General features: G+C 64.1%; 13 protein-coding genes. 1 reads left to right on the forward strand and 12 read right to left on the reverse strand.

Annotated features, from left to right (window positions below):
* Positions 1-15: 15 nt before the first annotated feature.
* A complete protein-coding gene (locus ACF8ML_RS13355; RefSeq protein WP_126312197.1) occupies positions 16-945 on the forward strand; it encodes a hypothetical protein in 930 nt (309 codons plus the stop codon).
* Here ACF8ML_RS13355 and ACF8ML_RS13360 read toward each other — a convergent pair.
* From ACF8ML_RS13360 to ACF8ML_RS13415, 12 genes are all read right to left on the reverse strand, one after another.
* Entirely contained in the window at positions 942-1,253 is a 312-nt protein-coding gene (locus tag ACF8ML_RS13360; protein WP_392407222.1) for a hypothetical protein, read from the reverse strand. The two genes, ACF8ML_RS13355 and ACF8ML_RS13360, sit on opposite strands and share 4 nt — an antisense overlap.
* A 272-nt stretch (positions 1,254-1,525) precedes the next feature.
* Entirely contained in the window at positions 1,526-3,370 is a 1,845-nt protein-coding gene (locus ACF8ML_RS13365) for an acyl-CoA dehydrogenase (protein ID WP_392407223.1), read from the reverse strand.
* Positions 3,371-3,478: 108 nt separating this feature from the next.
* Positions 3,479-4,654 carry an acetyl-CoA C-acyltransferase gene (locus tag ACF8ML_RS13370; protein ID WP_016446755.1) on the reverse strand — a complete coding sequence of 392 codons (1,176 nt, stop codon included), beginning with the start codon at positions 4,652-4,654 and terminating at the stop codon, positions 3,479-3,481.
* Between the two features lie 59 nt (positions 4,655-4,713).
* Positions 4,714-6,825 (reverse strand): 3-hydroxyacyl-CoA dehydrogenase NAD-binding domain-containing protein, encoded by a 2,112-nt coding sequence (locus ACF8ML_RS13375; protein WP_392407224.1) that lies wholly within the window; start codon positions 6,823-6,825, stop codon positions 4,714-4,716.
* A gap of 150 nt (positions 6,826-6,975) precedes the next feature.
* Positions 6,976-7,671 (reverse strand): ABC transporter ATP-binding protein, encoded by a 696-nt coding sequence (locus ACF8ML_RS13380; RefSeq protein WP_016446753.1) that lies wholly within the window; start codon positions 7,669-7,671, stop codon positions 6,976-6,978.
* A 10-nt stretch (positions 7,672-7,681) separates the two neighbouring features.
* Positions 7,682-8,509 carry an ABC transporter ATP-binding protein gene (locus ACF8ML_RS13385; protein ID WP_013802770.1) on the reverse strand — a complete coding sequence of 276 codons (828 nt, stop codon included), beginning with the start codon at positions 8,507-8,509 and terminating at the stop codon, positions 7,682-7,684.
* 3 nt (positions 8,510-8,512) lie between these two features.
* Positions 8,513-9,877 carry a branched-chain amino acid ABC transporter permease gene (locus ACF8ML_RS13390; protein ID WP_016446752.1) on the reverse strand — a complete coding sequence of 455 codons (1,365 nt, stop codon included), beginning with the start codon at positions 9,875-9,877 and terminating at the stop codon, positions 8,513-8,515.
* Positions 9,878-9,881: 4 nt separating this feature from the next.
* Positions 9,882-10,835 carry a branched-chain amino acid ABC transporter permease gene (locus ACF8ML_RS13395; RefSeq protein WP_017405244.1) on the reverse strand — a complete coding sequence of 318 codons (954 nt, stop codon included), beginning with the start codon at positions 10,833-10,835 and terminating at the stop codon, positions 9,882-9,884.
* 52 nt (positions 10,836-10,887) lie between these two features.
* Positions 10,888-12,123, reverse strand: a complete 1,236-nt coding sequence (locus ACF8ML_RS13400; protein ID WP_392407225.1) for a branched-chain amino acid ABC transporter substrate-binding protein — start codon at positions 12,121-12,123, stop codon at positions 10,888-10,890.
* A gap of 241 nt (positions 12,124-12,364) precedes the next feature.
* A complete protein-coding gene (locus tag ACF8ML_RS13405; RefSeq protein ID WP_016452910.1) occupies positions 12,365-13,600 on the reverse strand; it encodes a branched-chain amino acid ABC transporter substrate-binding protein in 1,236 nt (411 codons plus the stop codon).
* Positions 13,601-13,770: 170 nt separating this feature from the next.
* Entirely contained in the window at positions 13,771-15,408 is a 1,638-nt protein-coding gene (locus tag ACF8ML_RS13410) for a 3-(methylthio)propionyl-CoA ligase (RefSeq protein WP_046238371.1), read from the reverse strand.
* Between the two features lie 111 nt (positions 15,409-15,519).
* The gene (locus ACF8ML_RS13415) at positions 15,520-17,355 is read right to left on the reverse strand and encodes a CocE/NonD family hydrolase (RefSeq protein ID WP_392407226.1); all 1,836 of its coding nucleotides are present in this window, start codon (positions 17,353-17,355) and stop codon (positions 15,520-15,522) included.
* Between the last annotated feature and the right edge of the window lie 82 nt (positions 17,356-17,437).

The raw sequence follows: 17,437 nt of genomic DNA on the forward strand, positions 1-17,437 counted from the left end.
GCGTCTCCATACACCATGCCAGCCTCCATTGCCGCCACCTTCTATCAGATCGGCTATGCCGACATGCTTGCTCGCCAAATGGAGCAAAAACAGATCGATGCCATTGTGCTCACGCCACAGGAATACGCAGACATACTGAGCGACAAGGCGCGTAACAATCCTCGCCTGGCGGCCACGCTGCATGCCATGCTGGCCCACAGTGCGCTTGGGCGATACTGGACACACATCGCCAGCCCGAATGCAGGCAAACCCTGGGTCGCTCCCGCCTCCCTGATGGTCAGCGACGCGTACCTGATCACCAAAACGCTGATTGCATTGGGCCTGGCCGGTGCCCGCTCCTATATCAAGACAACCGCCACAGGCACCTATATCATCATCACGGGCTACGCGGGACTTCGCCACCAGCTGCTGCAAGGCACGCGATTCCTTGCCGCCAATCCACGTATGGTCCAGATGGGCCTGGGTATTCGCGGTCTGCAGAATGTGGCCAAGGGCGGGTTTCTTCTGAGCCTGGTGGTGGGCACCGGGATAGAGACACTGGACTTCATCTTCAATGACGAGAAGACCATGCATGATCTTGTGGGAGGGATTGGGGTGGAGGCGGTCAAGGCGGGATTGGCGACGATGGTGGGCCTTGGCTTGGGAATAAAGCTTGCAACGGCAACGTCCCTTGCAATTCTTCCTTTGGCTGCTGTGGCAGTGGCCGTACTTGTCACAGGAATCATCTTGAATCAAATAGACGATGATTTAAAAATCAAACAACATGTGATCAACATGCTACGCATTTCCACAAGCAGCATGCCTCAAGGAATATATCGAATAAATATCGACAAACTCAATCTGGAAAATCATAAAACAAATCATCAGATAGAGTATAAACTTAACGAGTGTTCCACAGAAATTTTCAAAAATGAATTTATGTGCCGTACAAATCGCAAAAACTAATCAATAAAATGTTGGACGCAAAAAAAAATAAGGAAAACCTTGACTTGGGGCATCCCTTTAGATGTTTTCGTTTTTATTCTTTGCATTTGGTACATTAAGCATGCAATATTTAATGACATTAAGGATCTCGTTGAATTATCAGCATCAATAAGAATAACACCCGGAGCACCAGTCGTAGCATATTTTCCCGTAATATTGGCAGTTGGTCTAATTTCTTCATTATCCAAGGCAATACCATGCAAAACATCAATTTTAAAGGTAACCGAACGCAGCTTTAACGCAGCCATGCTGGCAGGATTAATAATCATGGCTTCTTGCCTTGCCCTCATAACTCCCTTGCAATACTATGCAATGCCCAAACTTGGCTATACACGCTGCAATATCTTGGAAGGGCACCCCACCATATATTTCACGGACTGGGTCAAAAACCCCGAATGGTGCGTTCGCGGAAAAACCAGGGAATGGGTCAAGGAGCAGGCCAGGCTCTCCGGTAACCTTGAAAATCCCTGAAATAAAAAAAGCGCAGACCACATGGTCCGCGCTTTTTTTGCATCCTCCGGCAGCCGTGCTGCCAACTCCCTCAGAACGCCTCTTCACTCATCTCTGCGCAGGTCATGTCGCGCTCACGCACGACCTTGAGCCATGCGCCTATCCGGGGCAGTTCGTAACGGAAGAAATAGCGCATGGCGGCCATGCGGCCAGCGTTGGCAGGTTCGGCCAGGGCGGCGTCCTTGGCGAGCACGGCCAGGGACACGTCCAGCCAGGTCCAGGCCAGCACCGTGTGGCCAAAGGCCTGCATATACGGCACGGCATTGGCCAGGGCCTCCTGAGGATCGTCGGTGGCCCATGCGGCCTTGGTGGTGGCGCCGACTTCCTGCAGGGCCTTGGCCAATTCATTGGCATGGCCGGCCAGTTCGGGCCGGGCCATGGCGCGCTGGATGGTGTCGTTGATGCGCGTGGCCAGCAGCTGCAGGCCCTTGCCGCCTTCCATGAGCACCTTGCGGCCCAGCAGGTCCATGGCCTGGATGCCGTGCGTGCCTTCGTGGATCATGTTCAGGCGGTTGTCGCGCCAGTATTGCTCCACGGGGAAGTCGCGCGTATAGCCGTAGCCGCCGTGGATCTGGATGGCCAGGGAGTTGGCCTCCAGGCAGAACTCGCTGGGCCAGCTCTTGGAGATGGGGGTCAGCACTTCCAGCAGCAGCCGGGCCTCGGCCACGGATTCGGGCGTGCCGGTGTGCTGCTCATCGACCAGGCGCGCGCAGAACAGGTTCAGCGCCAGAGCGCCTTCGCAATAGGACTTCTGCGCCAGCAGCATGCGCTTGACGTCGGCGTGCTCGATGATGCGCGACTGGGGGCGCGTGGCATCCTTGCCTGCTGCACCCGGCGCCCCCTTGATCGGCCGGCCCTGCGGGCGGTTCTGCGCGTAGTCCAGGCTGGCGTGGTAGCCCGCCATGCCCAGCATGGTGGCGGCCATGCCGATGGAGATGCGGGCCTCGTTCATCATGTGGAACATGCATTTGAGGCCCTCGCCGGGCTTGCCGACCAGGTAGCCCACGGCCCCGGCGCCGCCGCGCACGGGAAAGCGCCCTTCCCCGAAGTTCAGCAGCGTGTTGGTGGTGCCGCGCCAGCCCAGCTTGTGGTTGAGGCCGGCCAGGGCCACGTCGTTGCGCTCGCCGGTGAGTTGGCCTTCGGTGTCCACGAGCTTCTTGGGCACGATGAACAGCGAGATGCCCTTGACGCCGGGCACGGGCTTGCCGTCCGGCCCCGGGATCTTGGCCAGCACGAGGTGAACGATGTTCTCAGTCAGCTCATGATCGCCCGCGCTGATCCACATCTTGTTGCCCTTGAGGCGGTAGCGCGGGCCCAGCGCATCGCTCTCGAAGTCGGCGCCATCGGGCTCGGCGCGGGTGGCGATATCGCTCAGCGAGGAGCCGGCCTGGGGCTCGGACAGGCACATGGTGCCGGCCCAGCGGCCGTTGAATTCGTTGGCGGCGAAGACCTGTTTTTGCATGTCCGTGCCGTGGGCCATGATGGCGTTGGCATTGCCCGAGGTCAGCATGTTGGAGCCGATGCTGATGGAGGCCGCCGCGAAGAAGCTGTTGGCCGCCGCCTCCACGGTGTAGGGCAGTTGCATGCCGCCGATGTCGTAGTCCTGGGCAGCGCTGAGCATGCCCGAGTCGGCATAGGCCTGGCGCGCATCGTGGGTGCACCGGGGCAGGATGACTTTCTCGCCGTCGAACTGCGGCTCCTGCGTGTCCACGGTGCGGTTGAAGGGGGCGTATTTCTCGCGGGCGATGCGCTCGCAGGTGTCGAGCACGGCATCGAAGGTGTCGCGCGAATGGTCGGCAAAGCGCTCGCGCTCGCCCAGCGCATCGGCGCGCAGCCATTCATAGAGCAGGAAATCGATGGTGGAACGCAGGCGCATGGTGGGGTCCGGAATCAAAAAAGAAGCCGCAGGCGCCGCCAGAGGGAGCGCGTGCGGCCAACAGGAGTAACGGGAACAGGCGGTGGCGGCCGCAGCCGCCACCTGTACTTACAGCACTTCGAACACGCCGGCGGCACCCATGCCGCCGCCGATGCACATGGTCACGCAGACACGCTTGGCACCGCGGCGCTTGCCTTCGATCAGGGCATGGCCCGTCAGGCGCTGGCCCGAGACGCCGTAGGGATGGCCCAGGGCGATGGCGCCGCCGTTGACATTGAGGCGGTCGTTGGGGATGCCCAGCTTGTCGCGGCAGTACAGCACCTGCACGGCAAAGGCTTCATTGAGCTCCCACAGGTCGATGTCCTGCACCGTCAGGCCCAGCTTCTTGAGCACCTTGGGCACCGCGAAGACGGGGCCGATACCCATTTCGTCAGGCTCGCAGCCGGCGACGGCAAAGCCCAGGAAGCGGCCGATGGGCTTGAGGTTGTTGCGCGATGCATAGTCCTCGCTCACCACCACGCAGGCGCCTGCGCCGTCGGAGAACTGGCTGGCATTGCCGGCCGAGATCACACCGCCCGGCAGCGCGGGGCGGATGCCCGAGATTCCTTCCTTGGTCGTGCCCTCGCGCACGCCCTCGTCCTTGCTGCAGGTCACTTCCTTGGTGATCAGGCCGCGCACCTTGTCGGCCACGCCCATGGTCACGGTGATGGGGGCGATCTCGGCATCCAGCAGGCCGGCCGCCTGGGCCGCGCAGGCCTTTTGCTGGCTGGCGGCGCCGTATTCGTCCATGGCGTCACGGCCGATGCCGTAGCGCTTGGCGACCTGTTCGGCGGTCTGCAGCATGCTCCAGTAGATCTCGGGCTTTTGCTTGGCCAGGGCCAGGTCCTGGATCATGTGCAGGTTCATTTCCTGCTGCACGCAGGAGATGGATTCCACGCCGCCGGCCACGTAGACATCGCCCTCGCCCGCGATGATGCGCTGCGATGCGGTGGCAATGGTCTGCAGGCCCGAGGAGCAGAAGCGGTTGATGGTCATGCCCGACGCAGTGATGGGCAGGCCGGCCTTGAGCGCGATCTGGCGCGCAATGTTCATGCCGGTGGCGCCTTCGGGGTTGGCGCAGCCCATGATCACGTCATCGACGGCGGCGGGGTCAACGCCTGCGCGCTGCACGGCGTGCTGCACGGCATGGCCGCCCAGCGTGGCGCCATGGGTCATGTTGAAGGCACCCTTCCAGCTCTTGGCCAGGGGGGTGCGGGCGGTGGAAACGATCACGGCGGATGTCATGGATATTCCTTGTATGGCGGGTTTGCGGTGGTTCGCAAAAAGTTCGTGCGCCGCACGTCTCAGCTGAATTGCTTGCCTTCGGCCGCCAGCTTTGCCAGCAGCGGGGCTGGCTGCCAGAAATCGGCGTCGTCGTTGGGGTTCCTGGCGAAGCGGTTCATGGCCTGGACCACGTTGAACAGACCGACCTCGCCCGCATAGTGCATGGGGCCGCCGCGCCAGATGGGAAAGCCGTAGCCGGTCAGGTAGACCATGTCGATATCGCCCGACTTGCCGGCGATGCCGTCTTCCAGGATGTGGGCGCCTTCGTTGACCAGGGCGAAGACCAGGCGCTGGACGATTTCCTCATCGGAGATCTTGCGCGGGGTGATGCCCAGCTCCTTGCGATGCGACTCGATCATCTGGTTGACCAGCTCGGACGGGATGGCGTCGCGCTTGCCCGCCTGGTAGTCGTACCAGCCAGCACCGGTCTTCTGGCCGAAGCGGCCCAGCTCGCACAGCTTGTCGGCCGTGCGGCTGTACTTCATGTCGGCGCGCTCGACAGCGCGGCGCTTGCGGATGGCCCAGCCGATGTCGTTGCCGGCCAGGTCGCCCATGCGGAACGGGCCCATGGCGAAGCCGAACTTCTCGATCGCCTTGTCCACCTGGGCGGGCGTGGCGCCTTCGTCCAGCAGGAATCCGGCCTGGCGCGAGTACTGCTCGATCATGCGGTTGCCGATGAAGCCGTCGCACACGCCCGAGACCACGGCGGTCTTCTTGATCTTCTTGGCCAGCTTCATCACGGTGGCCAGCACGTCCTTGGCGGTATGCTTGCCGCGCACCACTTCCAGCAGCTTCATCACGTTGGCGGGGCTGAAGAAGTGCATGCCCACCACGTCCTGCGGGCGCTTGGTGAAGGCGGCGATCTTGTCCACGTCCAGCGTGGAGGTGTTGGAGGCCAGGATGGCGCCGGGCTTGGCCACTTCGTCCAGCTGCTTGAACACGGTTTCCTTGACGCCCAGTTCCTCGAACACGGCCTCGATGATGAGGTCGGCGTTCTTGAGCGCGTCATACGACAGCGTGGTGCTCAGCAGGGCCATGCGCTGGTCGTACTTTTCCTGGGTGAGCTTGCCCTTCTTGACCTGGGCTTCGTAGTTCTTGCGGATGGTGGCCACGCCACGGTCCAGCGCTTCCTGCTTGGTCTCCAGGATGGTCACGGGGATGCCCGCGTTCAGGAAGTTCATGGAGATGCCGCCGCCCATGGTGCCCGCACCGATGACGCCCACGGTCTTGATCTCGCGCACTGGCGTGTCCGAGGGCACGTCGGCGATCTTGGAGGCCGCGCGCTCGGCCATGAACAGGTGGCGCAGTGCGCGCGACTCGGGCGACCACATCAGTTGCATGAAGGCTTCGCGCTCCAGGGCCATGCCCTCGTCGAACTTCTTGCGCGCGGCGTTCTCCACCGTGTCCACGCAGCGGGCCGGGGCCGGGTAGTTCTTGGCCATGCCCTTGACCATGTTGCGTGCGAACTGGAAGTAGGCGTCGCCCTGGGGATGCTTGCAGGGCAGGTCGCGCACGCGCGGCAGCGGACCACCCGCCGCGTGCTTGTCGGCCACTTCCAGCGCAAAGGCCTTGGCCTCGTCCAGCAGGGACTCGGGCGAGGCGGCCATCTTGTCGAACAGCTTCTGGCCGGGGATGGAGGCCAGCAGCTCGCTCTTGACCGGCTCGCCGCTGACGATCATGTTCAGCGCGGTCTCCACGCCCAGCACGCGCGGCAAGCGCTGCGTGCCGCCTGCACCGGGCAGCAGGCCCAGCTTGACTTCAGGCAGGGCCACCAGGGTGCCGGGAGCGGCCACGCGGTAGTTGCAGCCCAGCGCCAGCTCCAGCCCGCCGCCCATGCAGACGGTATGGATGGCGGCCACCACGGGCTTGCTGCCCTGGTCCAGGGAGTTGATCAGCGAGACCAGGTGCGGCTCGCGATACGCCTCTTCCTTGCCGAACTCGTTGATATCGGCACCGCCCGAAAAAGCCTTGCCGGCACCCGTGATGACGATGGCCTTGACGGCCGGGTCGGAATAGGCCTTGTCCAGCCCCTCGACGATGCCCCGCCGCGTGGATAGTCCCAGGCCGTTGACCGGCGGATTGTTCAAGGTGATGACGGCGATGGCACCGTCCACTTTGTATTCAGCAGTCATGCTGTTGTCCCCTATGCGATAGAAAAAGAACGATCGTGCGATTTTGATTGTAAAAAAAACGCGGGCCGGCGCCACTGCGGTTTGTCCCAAGCGGGACAAGCGCCGTGGTCCGGGCCGCCTGCCGGGCAGCATGCCCAGCCTTGTACGGCATCAGACCTCCAGCCACTCCTTGCGCACCTTCTGATCGGCGCGCAGCCCGTCGGGCGTGCCGTCGAAGACGATGCGCCCATGACCCATGACCAGGGCCCGGTCCGAGATGCTCATGGCAATGGTGAGCTTTTGCTCGATCAGCAGCACGGACACGCCGCGCTGCTTGATCTTTTGCAGGTACTCGCCCACCAGCTCGACGATCTTGGGCGCCAGGCCCTCGGTGGGCTCGTCGATGATGATCAGGTCGGGGTCGCCCATCAGCGTGCGGCACAGGGTCAGCATCTGCTGCTCGCCGCCCGACATCACGCCGGCCTCGGTGTGCTGGCGCTCCTTGAGGCGCGGGAACATGGCGTACATGTCGTCGAAGCCCCAGCGGCTGTCCCGGCCCTTTCCCTTCTGTCCCAGCAGCAGGTTCTGGTGCACGGTGAGATTGGGGAACACGTCGCGGCTCTCGGGCACGTAGCCCAGGCCCAGGTGAGCGATCTCGTAGGCCTTTCTGCCAGTCAGGCTCTGGCCCTTCCACTCCAGCGCGCCCTCCCAGTGCACCAGTCCCATGATGGCCTTGGCCGTGGTGGAGCGGCCCGAGCCATTGCGCCCCAGCAGCGCGACGATCTCGCCGGGCTGTACGGAAAATTCCACGCCATGCAGCACATGGCTTTTGCCGTAGTAGGCATGCAGGTTGTTGATGTTCAGCATCCGCGCTTCCTCAATGTGCACCAGCTTGTTGATCCGCCACGGACGAGCCCAGATAGGCCTCCTGCACGCGCGGATTGGCACGCACGGCCTCGGGCGTGTCGTAGGCGATGACTTCGCCGTAGACCACGACGGCGATCTTGTCGGCCAGGCCGAAGACCACGCCCATGTCGTGCTCCACGGTCAGCAGCGTCTTGCCTTCGGTGACCTTCTTGATCAGCTGGATGAAGTGGGCCGTTTCGCTGTTGCTCATGCCGGCCGTGGGTTCGTCCAGCAGGATGACGCCGGCGCCGCCGCCGATGGTGATGCCGATCTCCAGCGCGCGCTGTTCGGCATAGGTGAGGTTCACCGCCAGCGTGTCGCGCTTTCTGTGCAGGCCGATCATCTCCATCAGCTCATCGGCGCGGGCGTTGGCATCGCGCAGCTTGGACAGGAAGCGCCAGCAGCTGTAGCGGTAGCCCAGGCTCCACAGCACGCTGCAGCGCAGGTTCTCGAACACGCTGAGCTTGGGAAAGATGTTGGTGATCTGGAAACTGCGCGACAGCCCCATGCGGTTGATTTCATAGGGTTTCTTGCCGTCGATGCGCTGGCCGTTGAGCAGCACCTGGCCGCTGGTGGGCTCGAAGCGGCCGCTGATCAGGTTGAACAGCGTGCTCTTGCCCGCGCCGTTGGGGCCGATGATGGCCACGCGCTCGCCGGGCTTCACGGCCAGTTGGGCGCCGCGGATGATCTCGGCCTTGCCGAAGCGCTTGTACAGGTCGCGCAGCTCCAGCGCGTAGGTGGCCTCGCCGGTCGCGGCAGCGGCGGCAGTGCCTGGTCGTTCGATTGCAATGCTGGACATGGTTCAGCCCTCCCCGCGCTTGATGGCTTCTTCGATCTCTTCCTGGATACGCTCCCAGCGCCGCAGGCACCAGCGCCGGGCCACTTCCAGCAGGCCCAGGCCCACGACGAAGACGGCAACGGCCAGAGTCCAGGTGGAGGCCGAGCTGGTATCGAGCTGCACGCCCATGAACGAGACCTGGGAACCCAGGGCCGCGTTGAGCTGCAGGTGGTAGATCATCTCGACGATGGCGGCGCCGCCCACGATCATGACCAGGGCGCTGGCGGCGATGGCCAGGTAGGGCTGGGCCAGCCGGCGCCATTTGCCGAACCGCGCCACGCGCAGGTTCATCATGATCAGGCTGGCAACGCCACCGGGCGCATACATGACCATCAGCAGGAACACCAGGCCCAGGTAAAGCAGCCAGGCCTTGGTCAGCTCCGACAGCAGCACCGAGGCCAGCACCAGCAGCACGGCGCCGATGATGGGCCCGAAGAAGAAGGTGGCGCCGCCCAGGAATGTGAACAGCAGGTACGAGCCCGAGCGCATGACGCTCACGCTGTCCATGGCCGTGATGATCTCGAAGTTGATGGCCGCAAGCCCCCCGCCCACGCCCGCGAAGAAGCCCGCGATGATGAAGGCGAAGTAGCGCACGCGCTGCGTGTTGTAGCCCACGAACTCCACGCGCTCGGGGTTGTCGCGCACGGCGTTGAGCATGCGCCCCAGCGGCGTGCCCGTGAAGGCGAACATGGCGGCCGTGCAGACGAAGCAGTAGGCGGCGATCAGGTAGTACACCTCCATGCCCGAGCCGAAGGTCAGCCCGAAGAAGGGCTTGCCGTAGACGCGGTCGGTGGTGATGCCGCCCTCGCCCCCGAAGAACTCGGGGAACATCAGCGCCATGGACGCCACCAGCTCGCCGATGCCCATGGTGATCATGGCGAAGGTGGTGCCCGACTTCTTGGTGGTCACATAGCCCAGCAGGGCCGCGAAGAACATGCCGCCCAGGCCGCCGATGACGGGAATCAGCACCAGCGGAATGCCCCAGTCGCCGGAGCTGGCCCGGTTCATCGCATGGATGGCGATGAACGAGCCCAGCCCCGTGTAGACCGCATGGCCGAAGCTCAGCATGCCGCCCTGCCCCAGCAGGATGTTGTAGGACAGGCAGATGATGATGAGATAGCCGATCTGGCTGAGCATGGTCAGCGCCAGGCTGCTGGTGAACACCAGCGGCGCGACGATCAGCGCCAGGGCGAAGGCGCCCCAGATCAGGATGCGGCCGATGTTGAGCGGCTGGAAGCTGTAGTGGCGCCCCGCGCCCGCAGCCCCTGAAGCGCCCGAAGCGCCTTTTGCGGCAGTGGATGTCATGGTCGTTTTGGTGATCGAGGACATGGTGTCAATCTCCCCGCGTGCCCAGGAGGCCCTTGGGCCGGAAGATGAGGATCAGCACCAGGAACAGGTAGGGCAGGATGGGCGCGACCTGGGAAATGGTGAGCTTGAGCAGCGGCCAGCCGAAGGTCTGCTCGCCGACCGGGCTGCCCAGCGAGGTCAGCAGGCTGGCCAGCGACCAGTCGATGGCCACGGCAAAGGTCTGCACGACGCCGATCAGCAGCGAGGCCACGAAGGCCCCCGCCAGCGAGCCCATGCCGCCGACCACCACCACCACGAAGATGATGGAGCCGACCGACATGGCCATGGCCGGCTCGGTCACATAGGTGTTGCCGCCGATGACGCCGGCCAGCCCCGCCAGCGCGCAGCCGCCGCCGAACACCATCATGAACACGCGCGGCACGTTGTGGCCCAGCGCCTCCACCATCTCGGGGTTCTTGAGCGCGGCCTGGATGACCAGGCCGATGCGCGTGCGCGTCAGCAGCAGCCAGACGGCCACCAGCATCAGCATTGCCACCAGCATCACGAAGGAGCGCGAGCGCGGGAACTGCGTGCCGTACAGCGTGAACAGCGGGCCCTGCAGCGCGGGCGGCAGGCCGTAGGGCACGGTGCCCCGGCCCCAGACCAGCTGCACCACCTCGAGGATGAGGTAGGACAGGCCGAAGGTCACGAGCAGTTCTGGCACATGGCCGTACTTGTGCACGCGGCGCAGGCTGTAGCGCTCGAACATGGCGCCCAGCGCGCCCACCAGCAGGGGCGCGACGAACAGCGCGCCCCAGAAGCCGATGATGCCGCTGAGCGTGTACCCGAAGTACGCGCCCAGCATGTAGAAGCTGGTGTGGGCGAAGTTGAGCACGCCCATCATGCTGAAGATCAGCGTCAGCCCCGAGCTGAGCATGAACAGCAGCAGTCCATAGCTCACGCCGTTGAGCAGCGATATGGTGAAGAACTCAAGCGTCATCGAAAGGCCTTGGTTTCGGTGCGTTGGGGACAGGAAGCGGTGCGTGCCGGTCTCAGGACGGGCGCTTCATCTGGCAGGACGTGGGCGTGCTGGCCACGTAGGGCTCGTAGTACTTCACCGGGGCGAAGGTGTAGCCCGTGTTCTCGGCGTCATAGGGGTTCTTGCCGCCGGCCTTTTCCCAGCGCGTGATGTACAGGCCCTGCTGCAGCTGGTGGTCGGTCTTGCGCATCTCCACTTCGCCGTTGAAGCTCTTGAGCTTCATGCCCTCCAGCGCGGCGGCCACCTTGACGGGGTCAGTGCCGCCGGTCTTGGCAAAGGCCGCATCCAGCAGCGCGAACACGTGGTAGATCGAGCTTTGCGTGAGGTCGTCGTTCATCTTCTTCTTGAACTCGGCCATCAGCGGCTGGATGGCCCCCCCCATGTTGTAGTGGCCGTAGCCCACGGTGTAGACCTTGCCGTCGGACGCCTCGCCCATGGCCGTGGGCGAGCCCGAGCCGAAGGCGTAGTAGGTGTAGAACTTGACGTTGTTCAGGCCCGCGTCGTTGGCCGCCTTGAGCAGCAGCGACAGGTCAGAGCCCCAGTTGCCCGTGATCACCGTATCGGCGCCCGATTGCTTGATCTTGGCGATGTAGGGCGCGAAGTCGCGCACCTGGGCCAGCGGCGCGAAGTCATCGCCCACCACCTGCACGTCGGGCCGCTTGGCCTTGAGCATTTCCTTGGCGTACTTGGAGACCTGCTGGCCGTGCGAGTAGTTCTGGTTGATCAGGTAGACCTTCTTGACCTCGGGCACGTCCTTCATATAGGTCGTCAGCGCTTCCATCTTCATGGAGGTGTCCGCATCCAGGCGGAAGTGCCAGTAGCTGCACTTGCTGTTGGTCAGGTCCGGGTCCACGGCCGCGTAGTTGAGGTAGACGACTTCCTTGCCCTTGTTGCGCGCGTTGTGCTTTTCCAGCGCATCCATGATGGCCAGGGCCGGGCCCGAGCCGTTGCCCTGCACCACGTAGCGTGCGCCCTGGTCCATGGCCGAGCGCAGTACGGCCGTGGTCTCCTGCGGGCTGAGCTTGTTGTCCAGCGGGATGATCTCGAACTTCACGCCCGAGGCATTTTTCTTGTTGAACTCCTCGGCCATCAGCTGGAAGGTCTTGAGCTGGTTCGTGCCCACGGCGGCCATCAGGCCCGACAGCGGGTCGATCCAGCCGATCTTCACCGTCTCGCCTTTTTGCGCCCAGGCGCCCGAGGCACAGGCCAGCATGGCCGAGGCGGCCACCGAATGCACGATCCACTTCATTTTTCTGTCTCCTTTTTCCGGTTGATTCGGATATCTGTATTGGCGCCAGACTAACGCCTGAATGACAATTTCCCTTCGGGGAATGCCTTAGAAACTATCGCGCATGCGACTTCGCCGCAGTCCGGGACACATTGGCGACAGATCGCCATCGATCAGCCCATGAACCCGTGTTTTGACCGATTTCAGGCAAAAGAAAGGGGCGCCTCGCGCCCCTTGCGAAGTCAGCCTGCCTGCCTGGGCGTCATGAAGGACGCTTCATCTGGCATGAGGTGGGGGTACTGGCCACATAGGGCTCGTAATATTTCACGGGCACAAAGGTGTAGCCGGTGTTCTCCGAGTCCATCGGGTACTTGCCGCCGGCCTTTTCCCAGCGCGAGATGAACAGGCCCTGCTGCAGCTGGTGGTCGGTCTTGCGCATCTCCACTTCGCCGTTGAGGCTGTTGAACTTCATGCCCTCCATGGTGGCCGCCACCTTGGCCGGGTCCGTGGTCTTGGCGCGCAGGAAGGCCTGGTCCAGCATGGTCAGGCCCGAGTACAGCGAGCCCGTGTACATGTCGTCGTTGAACTTGGCCTTGTAGCCCTTGGTGATGCGGTCCAGCGGGCCGGGCAGGTTCAGGTGGCCGTAGCCCACCATGTAGACCTTGTCGGCGGCGGCCGCGCCCATGGCCGTGGGCGCGCCCGTGGCAATGGCGTAGTAGGTATAGAACTTGACGTTGTTCAGGCCCGCGTCGCTGGCGGCCTTGATCAGCAGCGCCAGGTCCGAGCCCCAGTTGCCCGTGATCACCGAGTCGGCGCCCGATTGCTTGATCTTGGCGATGTAGGGGGCGAAGTCGCGCACCTGGGCCAGCGGCGAGAAGTCGTCGCCCACGATCTCCACATCGGGGCGCTTGCGCTTGAGCATCTCCTTGGCGTATTTGGATACCTGCTGGCCATGCGAGTAGTTCTGGTTGATCAGGTAGACCTTCTTGACCTCGGGCACGTCCTTCATGTACGTGGTCAGGGCCTCCATCTTCATGGAGGTGTCCGCATCCAGGCGGAAGTGCCAGTAGCTGCACTTGCTGTTGGTCAGGTCCGGGTCCACCGCCGCATAGTTCAGGTAGACGACTTCCTTGCCCTTGTTGCGCGCGTTGTGCTTTTCCAGTGCGTCCATGATGGCCAGGGCCGGGCCCGAGCCATTGCCCTGGAAGACGTAGCGCACGCCCTGGTCCATGGCCGAGCGCAGGGCCGCCGTGGTTTCCTGCGGGCTGAGCTTGTTGTCGATGCCGATGATCTCGAACTTCACGCCCGAGGCCGTGCCCTTGTTGAGCTCCTCGGCGATGTACTGCAGGCTCTTGAGCTGGTTGGAACCCAGCGCGGCCATGAGGCCGGACAGCGGGTCGATCCACGCAACCTTCACCGTCTCGCCCTTCTGGGCCATGGCGCCCGTGGCGCAAGCCAGGGCCAGGGATGCCGTCAATGCCTTGATCGCAAACTTCATGAAGCGTCTCCTCTTGTGGTGGTTTCTGGGCGAGGCTCAGGGTAATGGTCCCCTTGCCCCGCACCGATCGGTGATTGCCCCTAGCGGCTATCGCCGACGAGACTCGGACCGGCCGCCCCTATCAGCACATGCCCCCGCATGCCCTGGCACGGCGGCTGGCCCGCAGCGGCTCACAGCCCCGGCAGCCGGTAGCCGGCCAGTTGCTCGCGCAACCGGGTCTTGAGCATTTTTCCGGTGGCGCCCAGCGGGATGGCATCGACGAAGACCACGTCGTCGGGGATCTGCCACTTGGCGGTCTTGCCTTCGTAGAACTTGAGCAGTTCCTCGCGCGTGACCTCGGCACCGGGCCTCTTCGCCACGGCGACGATGGGGCGCTCGTCCCACTTGGGATGCGGCATGCCGATGCAGGCGGCCATGGCCACGGCCGGATGGGCCATGGCGATGTTCTCGATGTCGATGGAGCTGATCCATTCGCCGCCGGACTTGATCACGTCCTTGCTGCGGTCGGTGATCTGCATGAAGCCGTCCGGGTCGATGGTGGCCACGTCACCCGTGGGGAACCAGCCGCGGCCCTGCGCGTCCTTGACCAGCGGGCTCTCGCCCTTGAAGTAGCTGTCCACGATCCAGGGGCCGCGCACCAGCAGGTCGCCGTAGCTCTTGCCGTCCCAGGGCTGGTCCGTTCCATCGCTGCCCACGATGCGCATGTCCACGCCGTAGATGGCGCGGCCCTGCTTTTGCAGGATCTTCATCTGCTCGTCCTTGGGCAGCTGCAGCTGCTTGTTCTTGAGCGTGCACAGCGTGCCCAGCGGGCTCATCTCGGTCATGCCCCAGGCATGCAGCACCTCCACGCCGAACTCGTCCTGGAAGGCCGTGATCATGGCCGGCGGGCAGGCGGAGCCGCCGATGACCGTGCGCTTGAGCGTGGAAAACCGCAGGCCGCCCGGCCTGATGTGGCCCAGCAGCATCTGCCAGACCGTGGGCACGCCGGCCGCGTAGGTGACGCCCTCGGCCTCGATCAGCTCGTACAGCGACTTGCCGTCCAGCGCCGGGCCGGGGAACACCAGCTTGCAGCCCGTGAGCGCGGCCGAGTAGGGAATGCCCCAGGCGTTGACGTGGAACATGGGCACGACGGGCAGCACCGAGTCGCGCGCCGATATGCACATCACATCGGGCAGCGCGGCCGCGTAGGCGTGCAGCGTGGTGGAACGGTGGCTGTAGAGCACCGCCTTCGGGTTGCCCGTGGTGCCGCTGGTGTAGCACATGCTGGAGGCCGTGTTCTCGTCGAATTCGGGCCACTGGTACTGGTCGGACTGGCCGGCAATCCAGGCCTCGTAGCTGACCAGGCCCGGAACGCCGCTGTCGGCAGGCAGGCGGTCCGCATCGCACAGCGCCACCCACTGGCGCACCGTGGGGCACTTGGCATGCACGGCCTGGATGATGGGCAGGAAGGTCAGGTCAAAGCACATGACGCGGTCTTCCGCGTGGTTGATGATCCACGCCACCTGGTCGGGGTGCAGGCGAGGATTGACCGTGTGCAGCACGCGGCCCGAGCCGCTGACGCCGAAGTACATCTCCATGTGGCGGTAGCCGTTCCAGGCCAGCGACGCCACGCGGTCGCCAGGCTGCAGGCCCAGGCCGTCCAGCGTGTTCGCCAGCTGGCGCGAGCGCCGTGCCAGGTCGCGGTACGTGTAGCGATGGATATCGCCCTCCACCCTGCGCGAGACGATCTGCGCATCGCCATGGTGGCGGTCGGCGAAATCGATCAGCGACGAGATCAACAGTGGTTGGCTTTGCATCAGACCCAGCATCTATAGGCTCCTAAGGTGATTGAACTTCGTGAACGTCGTGAACTGCGGACCGCGGATCCGCGCAAGGCCAAGGCCCTGGTGCGCGATGCCGCTGCCCGCATGGAGGGTGGCTCAGGCCGGCGCCCTGGGTCCGATCCCCGCAGGGACAGGCGCATCGTTTTTCCGGCATGGTTGACGCATTGTCTTGTCGCAACTCGGCAGCGTCTTCGCATGCTCGTATGGGATATACCCTAGGACGATGCTGGAGGCATGCGCCGCGTCATGCCACAGCGTGTTCGTGGACGGCGTCTTGTCGTTGCCGAAGATCCAGTATCCGGTCTGCGATGGCGAATCCACTGTCACGCGAATGCTTGAGCCGGCGCGAAACACATGCGCGAATTTCTGGATCTCGACGCGCAGCAGTTCGGGCTTGCCCGACACCATGGGCACGTCCTTGTCCCGCGTGAACGCGCCCCACGGCCTCAGCGTCGTGGAGCGCGCCGTGTCCAGGGCACGCTTGGACGCACGCAGCCAACCACGCTGCACGAACATCTCCTGCCCGTCCGGCCGCACCTCGGACACGGTGACCTGGATGTCGGTGTTGGCGGCCGTGGCGCTGAGCCACAGGTCGGCCGAGCCTTCGCCATAGAAGCTCAGGTCCTGCGGCAGGGCTGCCGTGGTGAAGACCAGTTGGCCATCCTTTTCCGACGCGGGCACGGCGGGCCAGCCTTCGGCCGCCGGGTTGTTCACCTGCGGACTCAGGGCCGGATAGCGGTAGCTGGACGAAGCCGTGCCTGAGGTGGGTGCGCTGTCGCCCAGCGCCTGGCCGGGCTGCATCCACAGGCGCAGGGGCTTGACCTGGACAGGCAGCCGGTCAAACCGTGCCTCGCCCGTGGGCATGAGCTTGGCGCCGCCATTGGGGGCCTTGGCGTCCGTGGTCTGCATCTCTTGCAGCAGGCGCACGCGCGGCTCCTTGTCGAAGCCGTTGTCCTCGCCCTTGACGAAGCGCGCCAGGAAGCGCTTCAGCGTCTGGTCGATATGGTCCGAGGTGATGTTCGTGTGGTGGTCGCCGTTGGAGCTGACCAGCCACATCCTGTCGGGCGCAATGGTGTCCTCGTAGTAGCCCGAGCGCGGGCCGATCTGCTCGTCCTGCCAGGACTGCGTGCCCAGCGTGGGGATATTGATCTTGCCGCTTTGCAGCATGGCGCTGCGCTCCAGGTACAGGCCATCGGCGTAGGGGTTGTCCAGCCACTTGATCAGGTCCAGCTCGGGCCGCTTGATCTTCTCGATGTTGTCGGCCACCGTCTTGGCGCATTCCGTGTCGCCGCCGTTCTTCACCGCCAGGTCGGCGGCCGTGCGCCAGATGCGCGGGAAGCCGTTCCACCACTGCGCCGGAAAGCCGATGTTGGCAATGCCGCCCGGATAGCCTACGTCCCGGTAGGGATCACCCACATTCTTGCTGGGCGTGATCGCCAGCAGCCCCTTGGGCCGGTGCGCCGCCACCCACAGCTGGTTGTAGCCCGAATACGAGTAGCCGATCATGCCGATGCGGCCGTTGGACCACGCCTGCCGCCCGGCCCACTCGATGGCGAAGGCACCGGCCGCACCTACGCTGGCGTCAAACACCTTGTCGTCCCCCGTGGAGCAGCCCGTGCCCGGCACGTTCAGCCCCATGACCGCATAGCCTTCCTTGGTCCAGGGACTGCTGATGTTGGGGTACGAGCCCGAGATATAGCCGTCGTACTCGACCAGCAGCGGGAACGGGCCCTGCCCCTCGGGCAGCAGCAGCGAGTAGCGCATCTTGCTGCCGTCCGGCAGGGTGATGTAGCCCGATTGCTGGCCCGGCCCCATGGGCGCGGGCATGCCCGACGATCCCCCTCCGCAGGCGGCCAGGCCCACGGCGGCGGCTGCAATGGCCCCCGCCAGCGGCCAGCGCCAGGCATGTGTGAAAACGGTCTTGGCTGTCATGGGTACCTGTCTCCTTCGTTGTTGTTGGCTATCTCTCGGGGCTTGCCGCGGCAAGCCCCTGCTCGCTCATCTACTCGCTCAT

This window comes from Delftia sp. WSY_10 (assembly GCF_043104705.1).
Taxonomy (GTDB): domain Bacteria; phylum Pseudomonadota; class Gammaproteobacteria; order Burkholderiales; family Burkholderiaceae_C; genus Comamonas; species Comamonas tsuruhatensis.